This is a genomic window from Sinomonas sp. P10A9, from assembly GCF_041022165.1.
In the GTDB taxonomy this organism is placed as follows: Bacteria; Actinomycetota; Actinomycetes; order Actinomycetales; family Micrococcaceae; genus Sinomonas; species Sinomonas puerhi.
The window spans coordinates 1,382,847-1,405,974 of record NZ_CP163302.1 but is presented as its reverse complement, the minus strand read 5'-3'; the positions used below and the strand labels follow the sequence as shown (position 1 = coordinate 1,405,974).

At 69.5% G+C, this 23,128-nt stretch carries 20 protein-coding genes; 9 read left to right on the top strand and 11 right to left on the bottom strand.

Annotated features, from left to right (window positions below; translation table 11 throughout):
- Positions 1 to 20: 20 nt before the first annotated feature.
- The 5 genes from AB5L97_RS06400 to AB5L97_RS06380 all read right to left on the bottom strand — a co-directional run bounded on the left by AB5L97_RS06400 (position 21) and on the right by AB5L97_RS06380 (position 4,846).
- A complete protein-coding gene (locus AB5L97_RS06400) occupies positions 21 to 827 on the bottom strand; it encodes a TIGR01906 family membrane protein (RefSeq protein WP_369046918.1) in 807 nt (268 codons plus the stop codon).
- A gap of 539 nt (positions 828 to 1,366) precedes the next feature.
- Positions 1,367 to 2,596, bottom strand: coding sequence for a L,D-transpeptidase (locus tag AB5L97_RS06395; protein ID WP_369046917.1), 1,230 nt, complete (start codon positions 2,594 to 2,596; stop codon positions 1,367 to 1,369).
- A gap of 133 nt (positions 2,597 to 2,729) precedes the next feature.
- The gene (gene ahcY / locus AB5L97_RS06390; protein WP_369046916.1) at positions 2,730 to 4,223 is read right to left on the bottom strand and encodes an adenosylhomocysteinase; all 1,494 of its coding nucleotides are present in this window, start codon (positions 4,221 to 4,223) and stop codon (positions 2,730 to 2,732) included.
- Positions 4,220 to 4,426 carry a Trm112 family protein gene (locus AB5L97_RS06385; RefSeq protein WP_307957189.1) on the bottom strand — a complete coding sequence of 69 codons (207 nt, stop codon included), beginning with the start codon at positions 4,424 to 4,426 and terminating at the stop codon, positions 4,220 to 4,222. Before AB5L97_RS06385 ends, ahcY begins: the two co-directional genes overlap by 4 nt.
- Before the next feature lie 27 nt (positions 4,427 to 4,453).
- Positions 4,454 to 4,846 (bottom strand): DUF3499 domain-containing protein, encoded by a 393-nt coding sequence (locus AB5L97_RS06380; protein ID WP_369046915.1) that lies wholly within the window; start codon positions 4,844 to 4,846, stop codon positions 4,454 to 4,456.
- Between the two features lie 117 nt (positions 4,847 to 4,963).
- Here AB5L97_RS06380 and AB5L97_RS06375 point away from each other — a divergent pair, with 117 nt between their 5' ends.
- Positions 4,964 to 5,488: a metallopeptidase family protein gene (locus AB5L97_RS06375; RefSeq protein WP_369046914.1), complete on the top strand. Its 525-nt coding sequence runs from the start codon at positions 4,964 to 4,966 to the stop codon at positions 5,486 to 5,488.
- Positions 5,489 to 5,526: 38 nt separating this feature from the next.
- On the opposite strand, the gene AB5L97_RS06370 is transcribed toward AB5L97_RS06375, so the two are convergent.
- From AB5L97_RS06370 to AB5L97_RS06360, 3 genes are read right to left on the bottom strand one after another with little or no spacing between them, the layout of a single operon-like run.
- Positions 5,527 to 7,125: a DUF5719 family protein gene (locus AB5L97_RS06370; RefSeq protein ID WP_369046913.1), complete on the bottom strand. Its 1,599-nt coding sequence runs from the start codon at positions 7,123 to 7,125 to the stop codon at positions 5,527 to 5,529.
- Complete coding sequence (locus AB5L97_RS06365; protein ID WP_369047367.1) at positions 7,106 to 10,564, bottom strand: glycosyltransferase; 3,459 nt, start codon at positions 10,562 to 10,564, stop codon at positions 7,106 to 7,108. The genes AB5L97_RS06370 and AB5L97_RS06365 overlap by 20 nt, the downstream gene beginning before the upstream one ends.
- Before the next feature lie 2 nt (positions 10,565 to 10,566).
- A complete protein-coding gene (locus AB5L97_RS06360) occupies positions 10,567 to 11,118 on the bottom strand; it encodes a WhiB family transcriptional regulator (protein ID WP_307957185.1) in 552 nt (183 codons plus the stop codon).
- Positions 11,119 to 11,508: 390 nt separating this feature from the next.
- On the opposite strand from AB5L97_RS06360, the gene AB5L97_RS06355 reads away from it, so the two are divergent.
- A complete protein-coding gene (locus AB5L97_RS06355; protein WP_369046912.1) occupies positions 11,509 to 12,297 on the top strand; it encodes a TIGR03089 family protein in 789 nt (262 codons plus the stop codon).
- 9 nt (positions 12,298 to 12,306) lie between these two features.
- Here the strand turns inward: AB5L97_RS06355 and AB5L97_RS06350 are convergent, their stop codons facing one another.
- Complete coding sequence (locus AB5L97_RS06350) at positions 12,307 to 12,912, bottom strand: GtrA family protein (RefSeq protein WP_369046911.1); 606 nt, start codon at positions 12,910 to 12,912, stop codon at positions 12,307 to 12,309.
- A 157-nt stretch (positions 12,913 to 13,069) separates the two neighbouring features.
- On the opposite strand from AB5L97_RS06350, the gene AB5L97_RS06345 reads away from it, so the two are divergent.
- From AB5L97_RS06345 to manA, 4 genes are all read left to right on the top strand, one after another.
- Positions 13,070 to 14,287 carry a 5-(carboxyamino)imidazole ribonucleotide synthase gene (locus tag AB5L97_RS06345; RefSeq protein WP_369046910.1) on the top strand — a complete coding sequence of 406 codons (1,218 nt, stop codon included), beginning with the start codon at positions 13,070 to 13,072 and terminating at the stop codon, positions 14,285 to 14,287.
- Positions 14,284 to 14,847 carry a 5-(carboxyamino)imidazole ribonucleotide mutase gene (gene purE / locus AB5L97_RS06340; protein ID WP_307957181.1) on the top strand — a complete coding sequence of 188 codons (564 nt, stop codon included), beginning with the start codon at positions 14,284 to 14,286 and terminating at the stop codon, positions 14,845 to 14,847. Before AB5L97_RS06345 ends, purE begins: the two co-directional genes overlap by 4 nt.
- Positions 14,848 to 14,883: 36 nt before the next feature.
- On the top strand, positions 14,884 to 16,581 hold the full coding sequence (locus AB5L97_RS06335; protein ID WP_369046909.1) for an LCP family protein: 1,698 nt from the start codon (positions 14,884 to 14,886) through the stop codon (positions 16,579 to 16,581).
- A gap of 78 nt (positions 16,582 to 16,659) precedes the next feature.
- Positions 16,660 to 17,943 carry a mannose-6-phosphate isomerase, class I gene (gene manA, locus AB5L97_RS06330; RefSeq protein WP_369046908.1) on the top strand — a complete coding sequence of 428 codons (1,284 nt, stop codon included), beginning with the start codon at positions 16,660 to 16,662 and terminating at the stop codon, positions 17,941 to 17,943.
- A 26-nt stretch (positions 17,944 to 17,969) separates the two neighbouring features.
- Here the strand turns inward: manA and AB5L97_RS06325 are convergent, their stop codons facing one another.
- Both AB5L97_RS06325 and glpX read right to left on the bottom strand, forming a co-directional pair.
- Positions 17,970 to 19,058, bottom strand: coding sequence for a lipid II:glycine glycyltransferase FemX (locus AB5L97_RS06325; RefSeq protein WP_369046907.1), 1,089 nt, complete (start codon positions 19,056 to 19,058; stop codon positions 17,970 to 17,972).
- Positions 19,059 to 19,097: 39 nt separating this feature from the next.
- Positions 19,098 to 20,132, bottom strand: coding sequence for a class II fructose-bisphosphatase (glpX, locus tag AB5L97_RS06320; protein WP_369046906.1), 1,035 nt, complete (start codon positions 20,130 to 20,132; stop codon positions 19,098 to 19,100).
- A gap of 129 nt (positions 20,133 to 20,261) precedes the next feature.
- Here glpX and AB5L97_RS06315 point away from each other — a divergent pair, with 129 nt between their 5' ends.
- From AB5L97_RS06315 to AB5L97_RS06305, 3 genes are all read left to right on the top strand, one after another.
- Complete coding sequence (locus AB5L97_RS06315; RefSeq protein ID WP_307957176.1) at positions 20,262 to 20,849, top strand: DUF4245 domain-containing protein; 588 nt, start codon at positions 20,262 to 20,264, stop codon at positions 20,847 to 20,849.
- Between the two features lie 45 nt (positions 20,850 to 20,894).
- Positions 20,895 to 21,509: a carbonic anhydrase gene (locus tag AB5L97_RS06310; protein WP_307957175.1), complete on the top strand. Its 615-nt coding sequence runs from the start codon at positions 20,895 to 20,897 to the stop codon at positions 21,507 to 21,509.
- 68 nt (positions 21,510 to 21,577) lie between these two features.
- Positions 21,578 to 23,020: a class II fumarate hydratase gene (locus AB5L97_RS06305; protein WP_369046905.1), complete on the top strand. Its 1,443-nt coding sequence runs from the start codon at positions 21,578 to 21,580 to the stop codon at positions 23,018 to 23,020.
- The last annotated feature ends 108 nt before the right edge of the window (positions 23,021 to 23,128 follow it).

The following is a 23,128-nucleotide window of genomic DNA, read 5'->3' as shown; positions in this document are numbered from 1 at the left end:
CCCCCTGTTCGGGATGGTCCCTACTCGGGCTCGACGGCGGCCTGCACGGCCTCGCGTCGGGCAACACGCCGCGGCGTGGGCCAGCAGAAGATGACGAGGAGGCTCGCCACGAGCATCACGAGCACGCCGACCACGAGCGCCGAGTCCACCCAGAACTGGCCCGGGAAGAGGCGGATGAGGGTGTCCTCGAGGCGGAACGTCCACGTCCCGTTGGCAAAGAAGATCCGGTGGAAGTCTGTGAAGAACTGCTCCCAGCCGAGCGCTGCGAGGACGGCCAGGGCGATGATGATGCCGATCGTGACGAAGGCTCCGGCGAACAGCCCCCGCACGAACGCGCCCTTGGTCTTCCTCAGCCCGATGAACGCGAACACGAAGAAGAGCAACAGGACGATCCCGGCCCCGTAGGCCGAGAGGACAACCCCCTTGACGTCGGCCATGTGGCTGACCTCGCCGGCATTGAACAGGTGGTCCCCGGAGGGGAGGACCAGGCTGCCCAGATACCGCGGTCCCGCAAGGTTGGCGAGGTAGTCAACGGCGTAGGAGCCGTAGGTGAGGCGATCGTCGGTGCTGAACCCATATCCGTCCCCGGGGAAGCCAGGGCGGTAGTACTCAATCCAGAGGAACACCGGGCTCGCTACCACCCGTACCGCGGCGATGAGCAGGAAGAACGGCGTCAGGATGGCCATGAGGACCTGCACGAAGCGCGGGCCTGCGGGCTTCGACCGCGCCACCGCATCGCGCTGGTTCCGCCGCCGCAGGACCTCGGCCTCGGGCGGGCGCACGTTGAGCGCCCCGGTCGGAGCAGGATCCGTGTGCGGCGCAGGCACAGACTCAGTGGGCGCTGATTCAGCAGTCGCCGATGCAGTCGGCGAAGATGCGGTCGGCGCAGATTCAGTCTGCACAGATTCAGAGGCGGCCGGAGCCTTCTCTGAGGCGGTGTGCCCGGGGCTGGCCGGTCCGGGGGCCGCCGGCTCCATCGCCCGTGTCTCGGTCGCCGCCGGTTCTGCCGCTCGTGTCTCAGTCACTGCCGGCTCCGTCGCTCGTGTCTCGGCCGCCGCCGGCTCCGGCGCGGCACCCCGCTTCTCGCCAATCGCCGCCTTGCCCTCCGAAGCCGGCTTCGCGGCGTCGGGGCGTGGCCCCGCGGGCTTCATCCAATCGAAGGCGGGCTCGTCGCTGTCCTGCAGCTCGTCGAAGCCCTCGCCGGACTCGGGTCTCTTGTCGGTCAACACTGTCACCGTCCAGTAGCGGCCCCTGCGGGCCTGAAAGTCTGCATGATCTAGCGTCCACGGTACCTGTTGCCCGGCCCCGCGTCGGGGCATCGGCGCCCTCATGTGGCCGAAGCGTTATGCGGGGCCGCCAGACTGACTCACCCGTTGGCGTATTGGGCCCACGGGATGTTCCAGTCTCCGAATCCGTCGTCGAAATTGGCGTAGTCGCCGTCCGTGTTGATGACCTGCACGACGTCGCCCGCCGTCATGTTGTTGAACACCCAGGCTGCGCCGTCGGGCCCGAGCCCGATGCACCCGTGAGAAAGGTTGATCTGACCGAGGTAGGGGAGGGCATTGTCAGTGGCTTGGTGGATGAACTCGCCACTGGGCGTGAGACGGGTCGCATACTCGACGTCGAGCTCACCGTAGTTGGCCGGGTCACCCGGCTTGAGCCCGATCGACGCCGCAACGAAGTGAGCCTTCCGCTGCTTCTCCATGAGCACGAGGTATCCGCGGGCCGACGGAAAGCGCGTGTCACCCATGGTCGCGGGCCACGTCTGCACCGGCTTGTCGTTGACGTACGCGGTGAACGTGTGGGCCTGCGCATCGGCAACGGCTGTCCGTTTGTCGCCGATACGCACGGTGTTCGTCTTGGAGAAGTTGCCGATCTGTCCGTTGCCGAGGTCCACGCCGAACAGGTCCATCTTGACCGTGATGGTGCTGTTGGCGGCCCAGAAGGTCTCGGGCCGGTAGCGCACCATCGTGTCGCTGAACCAGTGGAAGGCGCCCGTCTGGCCCGAGGTCGAGGTGATCGTGATCGCCTTCTCGACGGCCTTCTTGTTGGTCACGGGCTCGCTGAAGGTCAACTGGATCGGCTGGGCGACCCCGACGCTCATGGAATCGAGCGGATACATCGCGGCGTCGGCCTCGTTCTTCGTCGTGACGGTCGCGAAGGTCGACGTCGCCGACGACGTGCGGCCGGCCAGGTCAAGCGTCGTGTAGCTGAGGGTGTACGTGCTGTTGAAGGCGAGCTGACCGCTGGACGTCCACTCCGTGCGCGAGCCGCTGACTGCACCCTCGACGTCCTGACCCGACGAGGATCGCAGGCTCACGTTGTCGATCGTGCCGTCCGTCACGGTGACCTTCACCGGCACGGCCGGATTGACTTCCTTAGCACCGGCAGACGGAGTCGTCGCGGCCGTGGCCGGCTTGACGACGGGGAAGGCGGTTCCGGGCTGGCTGCGCACAGGCGAGGCGGCCTCCGAGCCGACAGGAGCTGTCTCAAGCGGGCCGACCGCAGCGAACGTGCCGCCGATCCCGGCAACAGTGAGGACCGCCACCACAATGGCGATCTTCCCGCCCCTGCCGAGTTTCTTCCGCTCAGACACGAATGAGTCCCCCTTCGCCGCGAATGCCTTCTCTCAAGATTACCGGCAGGCGCGAACCGCCCCGATCACTTCCCGAGCACAATCGGGAAACGATCGGGGCGGCCGCAACGCGCAACGTGGAAGGCCGGTACGGTCAGTACCGGTAGTGGTCCGCCTTATACGGTCCGGCCACGTCGAGGCCTAGGTACTCGGCCTGATCCTTGGTCAGCTCCGTGAGCTCTACGCCGAGGGCACCGAGGTGGAGCCGGGCCACCTTCTCGTCGAGGATCTTCGGCAGCACGTACACCTGATTCTCGTACTCACGCTCGCCAGCGATCTGGTCCCGTTTGGTCCACAGCTCGATCTGCGCGATCGTCTGGTTGGCGAACGAGTTGCTCATCACGAAGGACGGGTGGCCCGTGGCGTTCCCGAGATTGAGCAGGCGCCCCTCGGACAGCACGATGACTGAGTGCTCGGGCACGGCGCCGTCGACGCCGGTGGACGCCGGGAACACCCACTCGTGCACCTGGGGCTTGATCTCGACCTTGCGGACGCCTGGGACCGCGGCAAGACCGGCCATATCGATCTCGTTGTCGAAGTGGCCGACGTTGCCCACGATGGCCTTGTCCTTCATGGACGCCATGTGTGCGGCGAGGATGATGTCCTTGCCGCCGGTCGTCGTGATGAAGAGGTCGCCTTGGCGGAGCACGGACTCCAGGCGCGCCACCTGGTACCCGTCCATCGCGGCTTGGAGGGCGCAGATCGGGTCGATCTCCGTAACGATGACGCGCGCGCCCTGACCGCGGAGGGCCTCGGCCGCGCCCTTGCCCACATCGCCGTACCCGCAGACGACGGCGACCTTGCCCCCGATGAGGACGTCGGTGGCGCGGTTGATGCCGTCCGGAAGGGAGTGGCGGATGCCGTACTTGTTGTCGAACTTGCTCTTCGTGACGGCGTCGTTGACGTTGATGGCCGGGAAGAGGAGCTTGCCCTGCTCGGCAAGCTGGTAGAGGCGGTGCACGCCCGTCGTCGTCTCCTCGGAGACACCCTTGATGCCGCCCGCGATGCGCGTCCACTTCTGCGGGTCGACCGCCTGATCGACGCGCAGGACGTCGAGGATGATCCTGTACTCGTGCGAGTCCTCATCAGTCGCGGCCGGGACCGCACCGGCGGCCTCGAACTCGACACCCTTGTGCACGAGGAGCGTTGCGTCACCGCCGTCGTCGAGGATCATGTTCGGACCGACGGACGGGTCCTGATCGGCGCCCGGCCACGTGAGGATCTGCTCAGCCGTCCACCAGTACTCCTCGAGGGTCTCGCCCTTCCACGCGAAGACGGGGATGCCCTGCGGGTTCTCGGGCGTGCCCGCGCCGACGACGACGGCCGCGGCCGCCTCGTCCTGCGTGGAGAAGATGTTGCACGAGGCCCACCGGACCTGGGCGCCGAGCGCCACGAGGGTCTCGATGAGGACTGCCGTCTGGACCGTCATGTGCAGCGATCCGGCGATGCGTGCGCCGGCGAGCGGCTGCGAAGCGCCGAACTCCGAGCGCAGGGCCATGAGACCAGGCATCTCGTGCTCGGCGAGCCGGATCTGGTGGCGACCCGCCTCGTGGAGGGAGATGTCCTTCACCTTGTACTCGAGGGTCATGCGTGCTCCTGATTCGCGGGCGTCGTGCTGGAAGAGGTCTGCGGGGCGAGGAGAACGGGAATGCCGTCCTCGATCTGATAGCGGGGTGCTGTCCCGTCCGGGCCCGGCACGGTCGCCACGAGGGTGTCACCGTCCTGGACGAGGGCGGATCCCGTCACGGGACACCTGAGGATCGCAAGCAGCGAGGGGCTGAGGTTCGGCATGCCCTCAAGAGTACCGAGTCCGCGACGTCAGGACTGCTCGCGCAGGAGACGCAGATGGCGCCGCGGGGCAGCGTCCGTTCCCGGAGGCGCCTCGAGCGGCGCCTTCGATCCTCCCCGGTCGCGCGACGCGCTCTCGTGCGCCCGTCCGGACTGCTGCTCACGGTCACGGACGGCATCGGCGAGGGCGAGGATGTCATCCGAGCCGCGGGGCGGTGCCGCTGGCAGGGCCAGCCGGAGCACCTCCCAGCCGCGCGGCACGGTGAGACGCTCTGCATGGGTTGCGCACAGGTCATAGCTGTGCGGCTCGGCGTATGTCGCGAGCGGACCGAGGACAGCGGTCGACTCGGCGTACACATACGTCAGCGTGGCCACCGCGGCCTGGCGGCAGGCTGATCGAGAACAATGGCGTAGGGGACCCACGGCACAGAACCCTACTCCCGGCACATGCCGTGCCGGGGCATTGACTGCTTGCGCTGCGGCCGTGCCGTGCCGCCCGCGTGGCTCGCACCGCGCCGGGGCGACGACTACAGTCGATGTATGCAGGATCGTTCCATCGTTGGGGATTCGCCGGATTCCGGCGGCCCCTCCCTCAGCATCCGGGCCGTCCCTCCGCAGGATGAGCTGGAGGCCGTCCATCACAGGACCTTCCGTGCGCGCCGCAGGAATCGGCACGGCCGTGGGCTCCGGGGCGAGATCCTCCCCTCAGTCCTGCCCGCAAGCCGGACCCGCGCAGAGCGCTTCGAGGACTGGGTGTTCGAGGCGGCGGACCGTCTCCAGGACCTCAACGGGTCCAAGCTCGACGGCGTCGAGTACGCCGTCGAGGAGATCCCTCCCGGGCTCGAGCAGATGCTCCGCGACGGCGGCCGTCCCCCGCAGGGCCACTACACGCCGGGCGCGGCTGGCCGCGCACCCCGGATCACCGTCTACCGGCGCGTCGTCGAGACGGGCGCGGGATCCCCCGCAGAGATCCAGGACCTCGTCCACGACATCGTGGTCGAATACACGGCCCTCATGCTCGGCGTTGCCCCCGAGACCCTCGATCCCTATTACCGCGGCTACTAGCGCAGCGTCAGGAGTGCCGGGCCGGGAGTGCCGCCGGGCTAATAGCCCACCGTCACCGGCATGGTCTGGGCCGCCGCGGCCGCGGGGACGATCGTCGCCGCGGCGATCGCGTTGCCGTCGCCCTTGAGCAGGATGGACCCGAAGGCCGCATCGCCCGACGCCGAGAGGACGTAGCCGGCGAGTGGGGCACCGTCGACCTTGTCCGGGACGTCGAGGACCGCGGTGGTGCCGCCAGCGACGTCGAGCGTCACTGGGGGGTGCATGGCGCCGTCATCCGTGACAGGCACGGCGCGGATCTGCGCCCGCCCGTCGGGAACGCCGAACACCATCTGCCGCGATCCGCCAGATCCGATGGCCACCACGTGGTTGTCCCCAATCCGCTGTGTGGCGGCGGCGACCGCGAAGTCGAGTGGATCGTTGGCCGACAGCCCGCGCGGCACGCGCGCACTCGCGGTGAAGGAGACATCGGCAGACGCCGAAACGCTGTACGTCCCCGCCGGCAGGCCTGTGAGCGGGACCTCGGTGACGGCGCCCGCCTTGGCCGTCACGACTCCCCCGCTGGGCAGCTGCACCGCACCATTGCGGCCGTAGACGCGCAGCTGCACCACAGCGTCGGCAGCTCCGGGCACGGTGATCTGCACGGCAGCGCGTGCATCGGCGAACCCGTCCTTAGCCGCGAGCGCGTTCGCCTGGCCGGGTTCCTGCAGCTCGATCCCGGAGACCGTCTGGCGCGACGACGGCGCCGCGGCCGGTGTGATCAGCTCGACGCCGCCCGGCGTGAGGCCGCGCAGTGTGGACTGCTGGATGGCGGCTGCGACGGGCCCGCCGCTGCTGTGCACATGCACGGAGACGTTCGCCTGGCCGGGCATGTAGCCGCTCAGGACGTACGACGCCGAGCTGCCGGGCTTGATCGTCAGGCCGCGGCTCGAGGGCGGGGCCTGCGTGAGCGGCTTGTCGCCGAAGAACTCGAGGTCAACCGTCGCCGGCGTCGCACTCGAGTTGGCAAGCGTGAGGACCGAGGTACGTCCCACGGTCGTCTCGCCGCCCGAGAGCCACTGGTCGTTCGACGGGGCGGTGCAGGTGGCGGCCGCCAGACCGCGGAGGTCGCCGTCCGACGCCTCGAACCGCACGGCGGCCCCGGTCGCTGCCGCCGATCCGGAGACGGGCTTCGCCGTCAGGACGCTCAGCCCGTCGACGCGCTGGCCCGCAACCACTGCCGCGCGCGGCTGCGCGACCGTACCGGGCGGCGCCGGCTGCCCCGGCAGCGTGCGCAGGGCCGATCCGCTCTGGGGGGTGAGGGACGTGTCAGGCAGGGTCCCCTGCGTGTCCGAAAGCACGATCCCGGTCACGGACGTCTGGGCAGTCTTGCTCGCGGGGCTGAACTGCGGGTCGCCCTGCACCGGGGAGCCCTCGAGCAGCCGCGCCGGCCCAGCGCAGGCACGGACGGCGTCGCCGGTCGGAACCCTGACGGACTGCGCCTCCCTCGTGCCGAGCGACGCTGGCGCGGGCACGGTGGAGGCCACAACTGTCAGCCCGGCCCACACGCCGGTGAGTGCCGTTCCGGCCACTGCGGCGGCGATGATGCGCAGGCGGTGCCGACGGGTGCCGGCTGCGCTGTCAGAGGCTGGCTTCGTCATGCACCGGCTCCTCTCGTGCGGCAGGTCCCTCGGACCCGGCGTCGTGCGGTGGGAGGGCGTCCGGTTCCTCGGTGGTCCGGGACCGTCCCGTGCGAGTGGCGGTTCCGCGCTCGCGGCGGCCGAGTCCCTCGGGTACCAGTAGAGCAGAACGGGCCCGCCCGGTGCGGCCGGTCTGGCGGGCGGCAGCAGGGATGGCCAGGAGAAGCGTCAGGGCGAGCCCCACGATCGTCACGACTGCGAGCGGGATGGCTGCGGGATGGGCGTACCGGACCTCCACATGCCCGCCCGCGGCCGGGAGGTCGAAGGCCTGTGCCCAGTCCTGCGCGGTGGAGGCGAGGGCCACGCCGTTGAGGGTGGCCTCCCAGCCCGCGTCGCTGCGTTCCGCCAGGACGAGCCTGCGTCCGTCGGGTCCGGCGGGCAGGTCGGCGGAGATGCTCTCGCGTCCCGAGGGCACTGCCGCGATCGTCACCCCCGCAGGGTCGACGATCCTGGCCCGCTGGTTGATCGAGAACCCTGCATCCGGTGCGGCGTTCTGAGGCGTCACTCGCCACAGCCAGCCCGCGTCTGTATGGCCCACGGCCACGAGGGACGGCACGGCATCGATGTGGCTCGCGGTGAGGTCGTCGGCCGGACCGCTGTCTGGGAGCACAACGAATCCGATGCCGAGATCCCGGAGGTCGCTGCCCGGGTCGACAGCGGCACCACCGCCCACGGTGGCGACGGCCCGGCGCACGGCGGCCAGTGCGGCGTCGTCCTCCGCGACGTGCTCGCTGCCCCAGTCGCCCACGACGCGGCTCGAGGCGGCGACCGCTGACAGCGCGTCCAGAGTGGTGCCGGAGCCACGCATGACGGTCGCGGTGAACCCGCCTGCGTCGGCAGCCCGGAGCACGAGGGTACGCGTCTGCTGGGCGCCCTCGCCGAGGTCCGCCGCGGTAGCTGGCAGGCCACGCGCCCTCGCGGGCGTCACGAGCTCTTGGACGCCCAGGCCGCCGGACGCAGGGGCATGCGCGAACCCTGAGGCTGCCCACTGGGCGAGCACTCCGACAGGGCCCGCGGCGAGGAGCACATAGGCGACGACGATCGCTCCCGAGGAGATCCGGCGTGCGCCCTGATGGGGTGCCGTCCCCTCGAGAGGCGGGCGATGCGCTGCGATCCGGCGATGCTCAAGAAGCCGGTCCGCGGCAAGCACGGCCACGATGAGGAGGGCGAGGAAGGCCGCCGCCACGCTCGGGCCGGCGTAGGGTGCCGCGAGGGCATCGCCGGCAACGGCGGTCGGGATCCGTGAGACGGCCCAGGCGTACGCAAGGCCCGCGATGCCCAGAAGGAGGAGGAGCCGTGCCGCGAGGCCGCGGCGTCCGATCAGCAGGACCGCTCCCGCCACGGCGACGAGCAGCACGGGAGCGCCCACGAGCAGCGCGGCCACGAGGGACCACGGCACCCCCGCGGGGAGGAACGGGATGGCCGCCAGTCCCGCCGCGGCGTCGAACGCCACCGGCTGGCCCAGGACAAGCTGCCAGGCTGGGGCGGGGTCCACGGGAAGCGGTACCCCTGGATCGGTGATCCATGCCCGCGGGCTGTTCGGCGCCGAGACCCAGAGCGGGAGGAAGAGCACCACGGTGGGGATGAGCGACCACCACAGCGTTCTGGCCCTGCCGCGCAGGGCCACGGTCAGCACGAGGACGACGGCGCCCGCGAGCGGAACAAGGGAGGGCGCCCCCGCAGCGGCGAAGGCCAGCGCGATCCCGCCCGCCGCGGCAGCGGTCCACGATGATGCGCCGCCCGAGCCCCTGCGTGGTTGGTGATGCTGGCCGACGCTCCCCCGGACGCGGGCCGCCCCCACGGCGCGCAGCATGCCGAGGGCAGCCCACGGCAGGGCTGCGTGGGCCACGACGGCGCCAAGACGGCCCTGCGCGAGGGCGAGGATGAGCGAGGGCGCGGCGGCCCACACGAGGGCCGCAAGCGTGCGCGGAGCGCGATGTGCGGTGAGGTTCGCTGCAAGGGCCCAGGCCCCGATCCCGGCGATGGGCGCGGCGAGGACGAGGACCACCACGACGGCACGGTTCGTGTCGCCGAAGCCCGTCAGGCCGAAGAGCCAGAGGACGAGGTCGAACGGATCGCCATGCCCGCGCTGGCCCGCGCCGAGGCCCGTCCACCAGCCGGTCGCATGCGCGAAGACCGCGGAGAGAGCCGTCGAGACGGGAAGGAGTGCGCCGCCGACGGCTGCCTCGGCCCCGAGCAGGGGCGCGAAGGCCACGAGCGCGGCCAGGAGGGCGGTGCCGGTCACGACGAGGGCGCCCGTACCGATCCATCCCCGGGACGCCACGGCGAGGGCCGCGAAGTCATGCTGGGAATCACCGGTCGGCTCGCTGGGCCCGTCCGCGATGCCCGTACCGTCGCCGACAATGGCGTCCGAGTCCGGCTCGGCAGACTCGAGGAGGGCGCGGCGGTGCGCCCAGATCTCGGCCCGCGGAATGATCAGGGTCCCGAGGAGGGAGCGGGACACCCTGCGTGTCCGGCGCGCAGAACGCCGGCCGCTGACGAGACGGCCCGGCGAGGACAGGGCCGAAAGGCTCGCGCCGAGCTTGGCCGCGCCGAGGGCGGGCTCTTTGAGGACAATCCCGAGCAGGAACTGCCAGAGCCCCCCGAGCAGGGCACCGACTGCGTGGAACGGCAGGAGCCCCAGAGGGGTGTGCTTGAGTCGTGTGTAGACCTCGGCGCGGCGGGCGGCGAATGGCGTCCCGGCGGCGTCGGGCCGGATCGTGTGGAGCATCCGCGCGGCGGGGACCACGACAACGCGGTTGTCGGCCAGGCGGGCGCGGAGGCAGAAGTCTACGTCGTCGCCGGTGGCGGGGAGCGCTGGGTCGAAGCCGCCGAGCCTCTCCCAGATGTCGCGCCGCACGAGCATGCCGGCCGAGTTGACGGCGAACATGTCACTGCGGGCGTCGTACTGGCCCTGATCCACCTCATCGACGTCGACGAGGGTGAGCCGCTCGTACCATCGGCTCACGGAGAGCCCCACATCGATCAGCCGCCGCGGCGACTCGGCATCGAGCTGCTTGCACCCGGCGACCACCACCCTCGGGGCGGCTTCGACGGCCTCGAGCAGCGCCGCGAGGGCGTCCGGGGCGGGGGCGGAATCGTCATGGAGGAGCCAGAGCCACTCCTGGGTCCCGCTGGCGCCCGAATCCTCGCCGGGCGGGAGGGCGCTCAGGCCTCGGGCCACGGCGCCGCCGAATCCCCCGGGCGCCCGGACCGCCGTGACATGCTCTGGGCCGAGGGCGTCACGCAGCAACTCGGAAGAGTCGTCGCGGGAGCCGGCGTCGACGCCCATCACGACGTTGGCAGGCCTAGTCTGGCCCGCGAGGCCGGCGAGCGTCGCGGGCAAGTAGGGGGCGCCGTCGTGCGCTACGACGACTGCGGTGACGCGTACAGCCTCCAGGGTCAGACCGCCCGCTTGCGGAGCCGGCGGCGCTCACGCTCCGACAGGCCGCCCCAGATACCGAAGCGCTCGTCGTTGGCGAGCGCGTACTCGAGGCACTGGGCGCGCACCGTGCACGAGCCGCACACCTTCTTCGCGTCGCGCGTCGAGCCGCCCTTCTCGGGGAAGAAGGCCTCGGGGTCGGTCTGGGCGCACAGCGCCTCGGCCTGCCACGCGAGCTCGCCTTCCTCGGGGTCGCCCGGCTGGACGAGCTCGATGAGAACCGGCTTCGGCGTGTGCTGGGCGGGGTTCGCGAGCAGCGCGAGCGCCCTCTCGATCGCCTCGTCCGCGGGCTCGTCGTCGAAGTCGGACTCGGCCTCCTCTGTCTCGTGCGCCGTGAGGAATGCCGTGGCGGCATCCTCCAGGGCTTCTGCGGACAGGGCCTCATAGCGTTCTTGGGCCTCTGGGTCCGCTGGGTCGACGTACCAGTCGGAGGGAATCCCCCGCGACCGATAGCGGGTCGATGCATGCGCAGCGACCGTCGACTCGTACTGGATACGCTCCGTCTGTCCCACGGTGCTCCTCCTCGGGTCGTGTCTGCGCGGCGAGCCGCGAAGTCCAGCGCCAGGAAGAATCCCGGTGCCGGTTCCCCTCGGGCATGCGATGATCGGTTCATCGCTGTCCGCCGGCGCAGTTACTGTCCAGTCCTAATTACATGCGTGTAAGTCGTTCCGAGTCAAGCGGCGGCCGCAGATTCTAGCCAGAATTCCACCAGCAGACTGCGGACGACACGCCCGGCAGCGGGGCGGCCTTCCGCGCCGGACCTCCTGCGGCAGCCGCCCTCCTGCACCTTCCATGAGTCCGGCTCCGACGGTCCATGACGCGATATCGGCGCAGCAAATTCCATGAACGTGATTCACGGGTCCGCGGGAAGAAACCGAACATGAACCGGCGACAATGACCTCATGGCATCCACGATCCCGGACCTGCTCAAGCAGCTCCGCAGCGGCAACCACTCCTCCTCTCCCCGACTGACCTGGTACGGGCCGGGCGGAGAGCGCATCGAGCTGTCCGGCCGTGTGCTCGACAACTGGGTTGCGAAGACCGCGAATTTCCTCTCCGAAGAGCTCGATGCCGAGCGGGGGACGCGCATCCGCCTGGATCTCCCCGCGCACTGGAAGTCCGCCGTCGTGGCCCTCGCGGCGTGGCAGGTGGGTGCCGTCCTGCTCGCGGGTTCGGACCAGGGCCCGGCGGACATTACGTTCATCGGACCGGACGGAACGCACGACGCCGCACCCGCCCCCGGCGGGGAGGTCACCGGCGGGGAGGTCACCGGCGGGGAGGTCTCGGGCACAGGGGTCGCCGGCGCCCGCGTCGCCGTGGCGCTGGGGGCGCTTGAGATGAGATTCCCGGGCACATTGGCCGCTGGGACCTACGACTACGCGGCGCTCGTGCGGCAGTTCGCGGACTCGTACGAGCCGTTCGACCCGCCGGTCCAGGAGGACGAGGCCTTGAGGACCGGGGGCACCGCGCTCACCCAGGCAGACCTCCTCGGGCGCTTCGCAGCTGCTGAGGCCGATGGCGCCCGGATCCTCGTCAGTGCGGGGCAGGGTCTCATCGGGGCCGTCGCACGTATGCTGGGCGCGTGGGCCGCGGGCGGCTCGGTGGTGCTCGTGCACGAATCGGTCGAGGAGACCGACACCGAGAGAATCCGCGCAGCGGAGAAAACCAGTCCAGCGGAGAAGATCAGCTAGCGCGGGCGGCTACTGTTCCCGATCGGCTTTCAAATCGGCTTTCAGATCGGCTTTCAATTCGCTGGCCTGAGTGCCCGGCACCGCTGGGGATGCGGCGGTGCCGCCGCCCCGGTGGTGCCCGGCGTGCTCGTGGTCGAAGAGCTCGTGGTCTTCCTCGTAGCCGGGTTCGGTGTCGAGCTCCTGGTTGAAGACCCAGAAGCGGTAGGCGAAGAATCGGACCACCGTGGCCACGAGGATGCCCACCACGCCCGCGAGGAAGAGCAGATTCTTGTCCTGGACGTTGAGCCAGTACTTCGCGATCGCCGTGAATCCCGTGGAGATCCCGATGCCGATGCCGTTGATCACCACGAACATGACGAATTCGCGGACGATGTTGGCCTGCTTGCGGTGCCGGAACGTCCAGTACCGGTTGGCCAGCCAGGAGAAGACCGTGGCGACGGTCGCACCGAAGAACCGGGCCTTGGCCTCGGAGTCGGACATGATCGTGTGCATGAACAGATAAGTCAGGCCGTTGTCGATGACAAAGGCCACACCGCCGACCGTCCCGAACTTGGCGACCTCACGCCAGAACAGCGAGGCCAGACCGTGCAGACGGTCGGAGATTGACGAGATCATGTTCCTCCACGGGCGGTATTGAGATTCGGCCGAGGCCACAGGACATTCTACCGCCGCGCCCGGGTACGGCCCGGGCGCGGCGTCCCAGCACCAGATTGGAAGGGGGCCACGCGGCCGCCTCCAATGAGCCAACTGCCGTGTTCTGTAGGCTGGGCTAGTGAGTTTTCCTGTAATCGGCGTGGTCGGAGGCGGCCAGCTTGCCCGCATGATGGCCCCTGCCGCGACTGCCCTGGGCCTCGAGCTGCGGGTCTTGGCCGAGGCTGAGGACGTCTCTGCCGTGCCCGCGGTCCCGTTCGCCCCGATCGGCGACTACCGCAGCCTCGACGACCTGCGCGCCTTTGCCCGCGGGGTTGACGTCCTGACGTTCGACCACGAGCACGTGCCGACCGAGCACCTTCTGGCGCTCATGGCCGAGGGAGTCAACGTGCAGCCCGGCCCGGAGGCGCTGGTCCATGCCCAGGACAAGCTGGCGATGCGCGCTGCCGTTGACGCGCTCGGACTGCCCAACCCGCGCTGGCGCGCGGTGCACCACGTTGAGGAGCTCACGGACTTCGGCGCGGAGATCGGCTGGCCGATCGTCCTGAAGACCCCGCGCGGCGGCTATGACGGCAAGGGCGTGCGCGTGCTCCGCTCCGCGACGGATGCCCTCGATTCCGACGACTGGTTCGGGACCATGACGCCGCTGCTGGCCGAGGAGATGGTCGAGTTCTCGCGTGAGCTCTCGGCCCTCGTCGCCCGGACCCCCGGTGGGGAATCGCGCGCCTGGCCCGTGGTCCACACCATCCAGGTCAAGGGCGTGTGCGACGAGGTCATCGCACCGGCGCCCGAGCTTGACCCGGCCGTTGCGCGGGCGGCCGAGGACGCAGCACTGCAGATCGCGGAGAGCCTCGGCGTCACGGGAGTCATGGCCGCAGAGCTGTTCGAGACTCCGGGACGCGGCCCGGGCTTCCTCATCAACGAGCTCGCGATGCGGCCGCACAACACCGGCCACTGGACTCAGGACGGTTCGGTGACGAGCCAGTTCGAGCAGCATCTGCGCGCCGTTCTGGACCTCCCCCTGGGGGCCACCGATGTCCTCGGTGACTGGGCGGTCATGAAGAACTACCTCGGCGGCGCCAATCAGGATCTCTACAGCGCCTTCCCGGCCGCACTCGCAGCGGATCCGGCGGCCAAGGTCCACACGTACGGCAAGTCGGTACGTCCCGGCCGCAAGATCGGCCACGTGAACCTCGTGGGCGGGCCCGGCTCCGACCCTGTCGACCTGCGCGAGCGCGCCTCGCGTGTCGCGGCCCTCGTCCGTGACGGCGTACCTGTTCCCCCCATCGCCGCCCGTACGACCGCGTCCGCGCTTCAGAAGCCTCAGGAGACCGCATGAGCACGACAGCACCGCAGCAGCCCCTCGTGGGCCTCGTTATGGGCTCGGATTCGGACTGGCCCGTCATGGAGGCGGCCGCCGACGCCCTCGCAGAATTCGGCATCCCCTTCGAGGCCGACGTCGTCTCCGCCCACCGCATGCCGGAGGAGATGATCGCATACGGGAAGGACGCGCGCACCCGTGGCCTGCGCGTCATCATCGCGGGGGCTGGCGGTGCCGCGCACCTGCCCGGCATGCTCGCCTCGGTGACGACGCTGCCGGTCATCGGAGTCCCCGTGCCGCTCAAGACCCTGGACGGCATGGATTCCCTCCTCTCAATCGTCCAGATGCCGGCGGGTGTCCCGGTCGCGACCGTCTCGATCGGCGGCGCCCGCAACGCGGGGCTCCTCGCCGTGAGGATGCTGGCCTCGGCCGACGACGATCTGGGCCGTCGGCTCTCGGCGAGCCTTGCCGACTTCGCGTCCGAGCTCAAGGCCGCGGCGGCCCGCAAGGGCGAGGCGCTGCGCGCGAAGGCGGCCAGCGTGTTCGCGTCAGAGCACGTCGACCAGCGCGCGGTCTGACCGGCACAACCTCAACCAGCGCGCCGAAGGAGGACCATGGCACTGCACGCCCCCGAGCGCAGCCACCAGACTGACCCGATCCGGCATCCCGAGGATGCCCCCTCGTCGGTGCGCACCAGACGGGCGTTCACCCTCCTGGTCCTGACCCTGCTCGTGCCCGGCTCCGCCCAGCTCATCGCAGGCAACCGGAGGCTGGCCCGCAGGGCCCTGGCCGTGACCATCACGGTCTGGGCACTGCTTCTCGTCCTCCTTGTGGTAGGCCTGATCAACCGGGGCGCGATCCTGACGATGGTCACCCATCCGGTGATATCGCTCGTGCTGATCATCGTCCTGATTGCGCTCGCACTCGGGTGGGCGGTGCTCTTCATCAGCACCCTGAGGCTCATCCGCGTGCCACTGCTCGCTCAGAAGATGCGGCCGATCGTCATCCTCGCGCTCGTGGTCTCCATGGTCCTCTCGAGCGGGAGCCTGGCCTACGCCGCCTACCTCATCGGAGTCGGCCGCGGAGCCATCGGTTCGATCTTCGCCGGCGGACCGGCGATCAGCCCAGTCGACGGGCGCTACAACTTCATGATCATGGGCGGCGACGCGGGCGATGATCGCGTGGGCCGCCGCCCCGACAGCCTCTCGATCGTCAGCGTCGACGCGAACACCGGGCGGACCGCGCTCATCTCGATCCCCCGCAACCTCCAGAACGCCCAGTTCTCGGCGGACTCGCCCATGCGCAAGGTCTACCCGGACGGGTACAACTGCGGCGACCAGTGCATCGTCAACGCGATCAACACCGAGGTCAACCAGAAGTACCGTGACCTCTACCCCGGCGCGGACGATCCCGGCGCGCAGGCAACGCTCGAGGCCGCCTCTGGCACGCTCGGCATCAAGGTCCAGGCCTACGTAGTGGTCGACATGGCTGGCTTCCAGCAGCTCATCGACGCGATGGGCGGCATCCGGATCAAGGCCGGCGGCTGGGTCCCCATGAGCGGTGCGGCGCTCGATGACAACGGCACGCATGCCCTGCCAGTGGGCTGGATCGCGCCCGGCGTGCAGACGCTCGACGGCTTCCACGCCCTCTGGTACGGCCGCAGCCGCGAATTCGTCAGCGACTATGACCGCATCGCACGCCAGCAGTGCATTGAGCAAGCGATGATCAACCAGCTCAACCCCGCGACCCTCCTGAGCAAGTTCCAGGACATCGCCAACGCGGGGACCAAGGTCGTCGAGTCGAACATCTCCTCGTCCCAGCTCGGCAGCTTCGTCGATCTCGCCCTCAAGGGCAAGAGCCAGCCCACGAGCCGCCTCGTGATCGGACCCCCGGACTTCGACGCCTCCTTCCCCACCTACCCGGACTTCAGCGCCATCCACGCCAAGGTTCAGAACGTCCTCAAGAGCGCCACCGGCTCGGCGTCCAGCTCGCCATCGCCGCAGGCACAGAGACGCACGACGACGCCGCTCGCCTCAGCGACGGAGGTCACCCCTGGCGCGGGGCTCGCTGGCGGTGCGGGACTCGCGGTGCCCGCCGTGCTCTCGGCCAGCCAGTTCGCGCAGGCCAGCCAGTTCGGTCCGGCCGGCCAGGTCACTCCTAGTGGCCAGTTCGCTCCTAGTGGCCAGTACAACGACATCGGGCCGGACGGCGTCAAGGTCACTCCGGACCGGCTCAATACGCTGTTCCGAACGGGTCAGAACGACCTGCTGAACCAGATCCTGGCGGGCAACGGGGAGTGCACACCGCTCTGACGGTTCGGTCACGCCGACCCACCGCCCTAGGCTGACGCACAGCTCCGACATCCGCACCTGACACCTTCGAGGACGCACATGTACCTGCTCAGCAACACCGTCCGCGACTACGCATGGGGTTCAACCACCGCGATTGCCGGGCTTCTCGGCTATGAGCCGAGCGGACGGCCCGAGGCCGAGATGTGGATCGGCGCACACCCCGATGCGTCGTCCAAGCCTGTCGACGGACCTGACGGCGAGAACCTCGCGTCCCTCATCGCCGCGGACCCTATGAGGGCGCTTGGAGCCCGGAGCATCGAGTCCTTCGGGGCGCGCTTGCCGTACCTGCTCAAGGTCCTTGCCGCGGCCTCTCCGCTGTCCCTGCAGGTCCACCCGAGGCTCGACCAGGCCAAGGCCGGATTCAGGGCGGAGGAGGCGGCCGGCGTCGCCCCTTCTGCGCCGCATCGGAACTACAAGGACGACAACCACAAGCCGGAGATGATCTTCGCGCTCACCCGCTTCGAGGCACTCTCGGGCTTCCGGCGGCAGGCCGAGGCCGCCGCTCTGTTCGAGAGGCTGACCGCGCTCCTGGCGGGGTCCGATGCGGCGGAGGTCACGGAGCAGGTCGCGGAGCTCTTGCGGGTCCCAGACGAGACGGAGGCCCTCAGCGCGGCGTTCGCGCGGCTCATCACCGGCGGACAGGACGTACGCGAGTGCGTCGACGCCTCGGCAGCCGCGATCATCGCCCACAGTCCGGCCGCGAGGGCAGCCCGGCCGGGCCGGGAGCAGGACGCAGCCCTCGCCACCGTCGTCGACCTCGCAGCGGCCTACCCCTCGGATCCCGGGGTCCTCATCTCCCTCATGCTCAACCGCGTGAGCCTTGCACCGGGCGAGGCCCTCTACCTCCCTGCAGGCAATGTCCACGCGTATCTCGAGGGCCTGGGCATCGAAGTCATGGCCTCGTCCGACAACGTGCTCCGCGGCGGCCTGACCCCCAAGCACATCGACATCCCCGAACTGCTGCGCACGGTCGTCTTCGAGTCGGCTGGCGTTCCGCTGCTTGCCCCCCAGGAGTCCGAGCTCGGCCAGGAGCTCTACCGCCCGCCGTTCGCCGAGTTCCAGCTCCAGCGCATCGACGTCGCACGTTCTGTCGATGACCCGACACCTGAGCCTGTCCCCATCGCCCAGGCCGGGGCCGCCGTCGTGCTCGTAGTGCGGGGCTCGCTCACGCTCGACACTCCCAAGGGTGATCTCGCGCTCGCACGCGGAGAGAGCGCGTTCGTCCCTGATGCCGAGGCTCCGGCGCTCGCCCACGTGGGTGCTGAGGGGGTACTCGCGTTCGCGGTGACCACCGGTCTCGGCCCGGCATCCGGTCTGGGCTGAACGGACTGGGCTGATTCCGAGTCGGGCTAGCGGCCCACGAGCTCCTTGGCTTTGCCCGCCGCGCCCTTGATCCGGCGCACTGCAGCCTTCGCGGCGCTGCGGCCCTGCTGAAGGGTGCGGCGAGCGAGCGGCATTCCCGAGGCGTACACGGAGTAGAACGGCGAGAGCGGCAGTTCCCAGGTTCCCGCGAGAAGGTTCTCATGGGGAGCGAACTGCTTCTTGAAGTCGGAGATCCCGTCATTGAGGAGTCCGTTGAGATCGTACCGAGTGCAGCCGTCGGCCTTCATGGCCGTGAAGGCCGCCCATTTGACGCCATAGTTGGCGCGGGCCTTCTGCCCGGCCTCGTTGACGCCTCCGTAGAGCTCGAACGCGGTGCCGGCGCTCCTGGCGATCCACACGAACGCGACGACGCTCTCGCCGTCGAACGCCGCGATGATGGGCGAATCCTCGCCGAGGAATCGCCAGATGTCCCGGTAGTAGGCGTCCTCGTGGATGCCGAAGCCGGCGCGGGCAGCGGTCTCCCGGTAGATCGTGAGCACCTGCTCGAGCTCACCGTCCGTCGCGACCTTGCGGAAGACGAGCTCGCCCTTGAGGTTCTTGCGCACGTTGGCCCGCGTGGTGCGGGACATCGCGGCCATCAGGTCGTCCTCGCTCTGCGCGAGGTCGAGGATGAGGGTCCGCGGGATGAGGATGGTCGAGTCCGTGCGGCGGAATCCCGCAGCCGCGAGGCCGCGCTCGCCCTCCGAGTCCGCATCCCAGTCCGGCTCGGCCACGAGGGCCACGGACCCGTGGGACGCCTGGACGGAGCGCGCGACGGCCCCGAGCACCCGTTCGGCGTCCTCGACGGCGCACACAGGCCCGCGGGAGAGGTACGCGAGCGACTTGAGCGGCCACGGCAGGGCGCGGTACAGCACCTGCGCCCCGCCGACCGTCCCACTGCCGTCCTGGACGAGCAGCCGTTCCGTCCGCCAATGGTGCTCCGCCTTGACCTGCCCCCAGCCCCAGAGCTGGAGCGGGTGCCCCCCTTGGCTGTTGACCAGTGCGTCCCACTCGGTGCGCTCAGTGCAGGGACGGACCGTCAGCTCATTCGTGGCCAGCTGGCTCTCGGGGGTCATGATCCTCCTGGGTCGTACGGCGGCAGGTCGCGGCCCAGTCTAGCGGCGCGCCCAGCTCTCCCACTTGCTCGCGTGGTGCTCGGCGTCCACGAAGCGGACGGTGCCGGACTTGGAGCGCATCACGATGGACTGCGTCTTGACGCGGTCCTTCTCGTAGCGGACGCCCTTGAGCAGGTCGCCGTCGGTGATGCCGGTCGCCGCGAAGTAGCAGTTGTCGCTCGTGACGAGGTCATTCGTGGACAGCACGCGGTCGAGGTCGTGGCCGGCGTCGAGCGCCTTCTGCTGCTCGTCATCGCTCGTGGGCCAGAGGCGGCCCTGGATGACGCCGCCGAGGGACTTGATCGCGCAGGCCGCGACGATGCCCTCGGGGGTGCCGCCGATGCCCATGAGGGCGTCCACGCCTGTGCCAGAACGGGCCGCCGCGATCGCACCGGCTACGTCGCCGTCCAGGATGATCTTGGTGCGTGCCCCCGCCTCGCGGATCTCCTCGATGAGAGGCTTGTGGCGGTCACGGTCCAGGACCATGACGTTGAGCTGGTTGACCTTGACGCCCTTGGCCTTCGCGATGAGGTGGAGGTTCTGCTTGACCGGCAAGCGCAGGTCCACCATGTCGGCAGCCTCGGGACCGGTGACGAGCTTCTCCATGTAGAAGACCGCGGACGGGTCGAACATCGTGCCACGCTCGGCCACCGCGAGGACGGCGAGCGCATTGTTGATGCCTAGTGCCGTAAGGCGGGTGCCGTCGATCGGGTCGACCGCGACGTCGACCTCGGGCCCCGTTCCGTCGCCGACGCGCTCTCCGTTGAAGAGCATGGGCGCCTCGTCCTTCTCGCCCTCGCCGATGACCACGACGCCGTTGAAGTGGACGGTCTGGAGGAAGGAGCGCATGGCGTCGACTGCGGCGCCGTCGGCCTTGTTCTTGTCGCCGAAACCGACCCAGTGGCCGCCGGCGATCGCCGCGGCCTCGGTCACGCGGACGAGCTCGAGGGCAAGGTTGCGGTCAGGCTCATCAGCTCCGACGTGGAGCGAGCTGGAAAGGGTCGAGTACTGGGTGCCTTCGGGCGCAGTGGACACTGTGGACCTCTTCTTCGAGCGGGTTCTTCGAGCGGGCTTGTCCCCCTCATCCTAGTATTGCCGGGCCTTCCGCTCCGCTCCGATGACGTCCGTTCGCCCTCGGGGGTCCGCATGCGGGACCATAGACGGGTGAGCAGCACCGACCACGCCCCCGAGCCCGCCGTCAAACCCGTCCTGACCCCCGCGGCGGCCAAGCGTGCCAACGCCTCCGTGATCGGGATGATCATGGCCCTGCTCGTGAGTGTGCTCGCGATCGTGCCCATCGTGCTCCTGAACGCGTCGCAGAAGACGGACACCTTCCGGCCCGACGTGGACGTCGCCGCCGTCGCGGCCAACGCCAAGGATGTGGCGCATTTCACACCTGCTGTCCCGCAGCTCCCGTCTGGCTACTCGCCCAACTACGCGCGCTGGGTGTCCGGAACCACGGACGGCGTGACCCACTGGGACATCGGGTACCTCACGCCTGCCCAAAAGTTCGTCTCGATCGTGCAGACGGCGACCGCGAACCCCACGTGGCTCGCCGACCAGGTCAAGAAGGCGCCGACGACCGGCACGCGGACGGTGGCCGGGGTGGACTGGACGCTCTATGACAAGCCGGGGATCGAGAAGAGCCTCGTGGCGACGATCGGCCGAACCACCGTGGTGGTGAGCGGCTCGGCGGGGTTCGACGAGTTCGACGCCGTCGCGGACGCCGTCGTCAAGGCCCCACGCGAATAGGCCCCACGACTGGACGGCGCGCCGTGCGTGCGTAGAGTTAGGCCCGTGCCTCAGACTCTTACCCCGGCCCAGGCGTGGCAGCAGCTGCGCGAAGGAAACCAGCGTTTCGTGGAGGGCCGCAGCAGCCATCCGAACCAAGACGCCGCCCGCCGTACCGAGCTCGTGAGCCAGCAGGACCCGATCTGCGTCATCTTCGGCTGCTCGGACTCCCGCCTCGCGGCGGAGATCATCTTCGATCTGGGCCTCGGCGACGCGTTCGTGGTCCGCTCGGCGGGACACGTGATCGACGAGGCAGTCCTCGGCTCGCTTGAGTATGCCATCGATCCCCTCAACGTCCCCCTCATCGTGGTCCTCGGCCACGACTCATGCGGCGCTGTCACGGCCAGCGTCAATGCGTACGAGACCGGCATCATGCCGCAGGGCTTCGTCCGGGACCTCGTCGAGCGCATCATGCCGAGCGTGCTCACGGCCCAGCGCAACGGGGTGACCGACGTCGACAGCACCGTCGTGGAGCACGTGAAGCAGACCGGCGCCCGGCTCCTCGAGACGTCCCAGATCATCGCCAAGGCCGTCCAGGAGGGCCGCACGGCCGTCCTCGGCGTGTGCTACCACCTCGCAGAGGGCAAGGCCGAGCTGGTCTCGGGACTCGGCGACGTCTAGATGCACTGACGCAGGACGCCGCCGTCTCGGTTCGAACCGGCCCACGCGAGGGGTCTAATCTGGGTGCCATGACTGACTCTGCAGTGCAGGCCCCTGCAACGAACACCGTCGAATACCGGATCGAACACGACACGATGGGAGAGGTCCGCGTTCCCGCGTCGGCCCTCTACCGTGCCCAGACGCAGCGCGCCGTCGAGAACTTCCCGATCTCGGGCAAGACCCTTGAGCGCAAGCACATCGAGGCACTCGCGCGCGTCAAGAAGGCCGCTGCGCGGGCCAACGAGGACCTCGGAGTGATCGACGCCGATCTCGCCGACGCGATCGCCGACGCCGCCGACCGCGTCGCCGAGGGCGAGTTCGACAGCCAGTTCCCGATCGACGTCTTCCAGACCGGCTCGGGTACGTCCTCGAACATGAACATGAACGAGGTCATCGCTGAGCTCGCAACGCGTGCGCTCAAGGAGGCGGGCAGCGACAAGGTCGTCCACCCGAACGATCACGTCAACGCCTCGCAGTCCTCGAATGACGTGTTCCCGACGTCCGTCCACGTTGCCGCGACGAATGCGCTCCTGAATGATCTCGTCCCAGCCCTCACGTACCTCGCGGCGTCGCTGAGCCGCAAGGCCGAGGAGTTCAAGGACGTGGTCAAGTCGGGGCGCACCCACCTCATGGACGCCACCCCCGTGACGCTCGGCCAGGAGTTCGGCGGGTACGAGGCGCAGGTCCGCTACGGCATCGAGCGCATTGAGGCCTCGCTCCCCCGCGTGGCCGAGGTCCCCCTCGGCGGCACCGCCGTCGGCACTGGCATCAACACCCCGGCGGGCTTCCCGCAGCGCGTGATCGCCCTCCTGGCCGCGGACACGGCGTTGCCCATCACCGAGGCGCGCAACCACTTCGAGGCCCAGGCGAACCGCGACGGCCTCATCGAGGCCTCCGGCCAGCTGCGCAACATCGCGTACTCGGTCATGAAGATCAGCAACGACCTGCGCTGGATGGGCTCGGGCCCGAACACTGGCCTCGGCGAGATCGCCATCCCCGACCTGCAGCCGGGCTCGTCCATCATGCCGGGCAAGGTCAACCCCGTGATCTGCGAGGCCGCGATCATGGTCGCGGCCCAGGTGATCGGCAACGACACCACGATCGCACTGTCCTCGACCAACGGCGCGTTCGAGCTCAACGTCGGCATCCCGGTCATGGCCGCGAACCTGCTCGAGTCCATCCGCCTCCTGTCCAACACCGCGCGCGTCATGGCGGACAAGATGATCGACGGCATCCAGGCGAACGTCGAGCGTGCTCGCTTCCTCGCCGAGGCCTCGCCCTCGATCGTGACCCCGCTGAACAAGTTCATCGGCTACGAGAACGCCGCCGCCATCGCGAAGAAGGCCGTCAAGGAAGGCCTCACGATCCGCGAGGCGACCGTGGCGCTCGGCTACGTGGAGCGCGGCGAGCTCACGGAGGAGCAGCTCGATGCCGCCCTCGACGTCACCACGATGACGGGCCCCAACAAGTAAGCCCACCCGACCCGGGGTCGTCTCCCAGCGACCCGGGTCACGTGGGACGAGCACGACGACGGCCGTCGCCTCCCGCACGAGGCGGCGGCCGTCGTCGTGCGCGGCAAC

Bases quoted from the DNA above. Each gene is read 5' to 3' on its own strand.
- ahcY (WP_369046916.1), bottom strand. From the start codon at position 4,223: ATGACCCTCGAGTACAAGGTGAAGGACATCTCCCTCCACGAGGCGGGT.
- AB5L97_RS06355 (WP_369046912.1), top strand. From the start codon at position 11,509: ATGGCATCCACGATCCCGGACCTGCTCAAGCAGCTCCGCAGCGGCAAC.
- AB5L97_RS06305 (WP_369046905.1), top strand. From the start codon at position 21,578: ATGACTGACTCTGCAGTGCAGGCCCCTGCAACGAACACCGTCGAATAC.
- manA (WP_369046908.1), top strand. From the start codon at position 16,660: ATGTACCTGCTCAGCAACACCGTCCGCGACTACGCATGGGGTTCAACC.
- AB5L97_RS06350 (WP_369046911.1), bottom strand. From the start codon at position 12,912: ATGATCTCGTCAATCTCCGACCGTCTGCACGGTCTGGCCTCGCTGTTC.
- AB5L97_RS06325 (WP_369046907.1), bottom strand. From the start codon at position 19,058: ATGACCCCCGAGAGCCAGCTGGCCACGAATGAGCTGACGGTCCGTCCC.
- AB5L97_RS06375 (WP_369046914.1), top strand. From the start codon at position 4,964: ATGCAGGATCGTTCCATCGTTGGGGATTCGCCGGATTCCGGCGGCCCC.
- AB5L97_RS06370 (WP_369046913.1), bottom strand. From the start codon at position 7,125: ATGACGAAGCCAGCCTCTGACAGCGCAGCCGGCACCCGTCGGCACCGC.
- AB5L97_RS06335 (WP_369046909.1), top strand. From the start codon at position 14,884: ATGGCACTGCACGCCCCCGAGCGCAGCCACCAGACTGACCCGATCCGG.
- purE (WP_307957181.1), top strand. From the start codon at position 14,284: ATGAGCACGACAGCACCGCAGCAGCCCCTCGTGGGCCTCGTTATGGGC.
- AB5L97_RS06385 (WP_307957189.1), bottom strand. From the start codon at position 4,426: ATGCCGAACCTCAGCCCCTCGCTGCTTGCGATCCTCAGGTGTCCCGTG.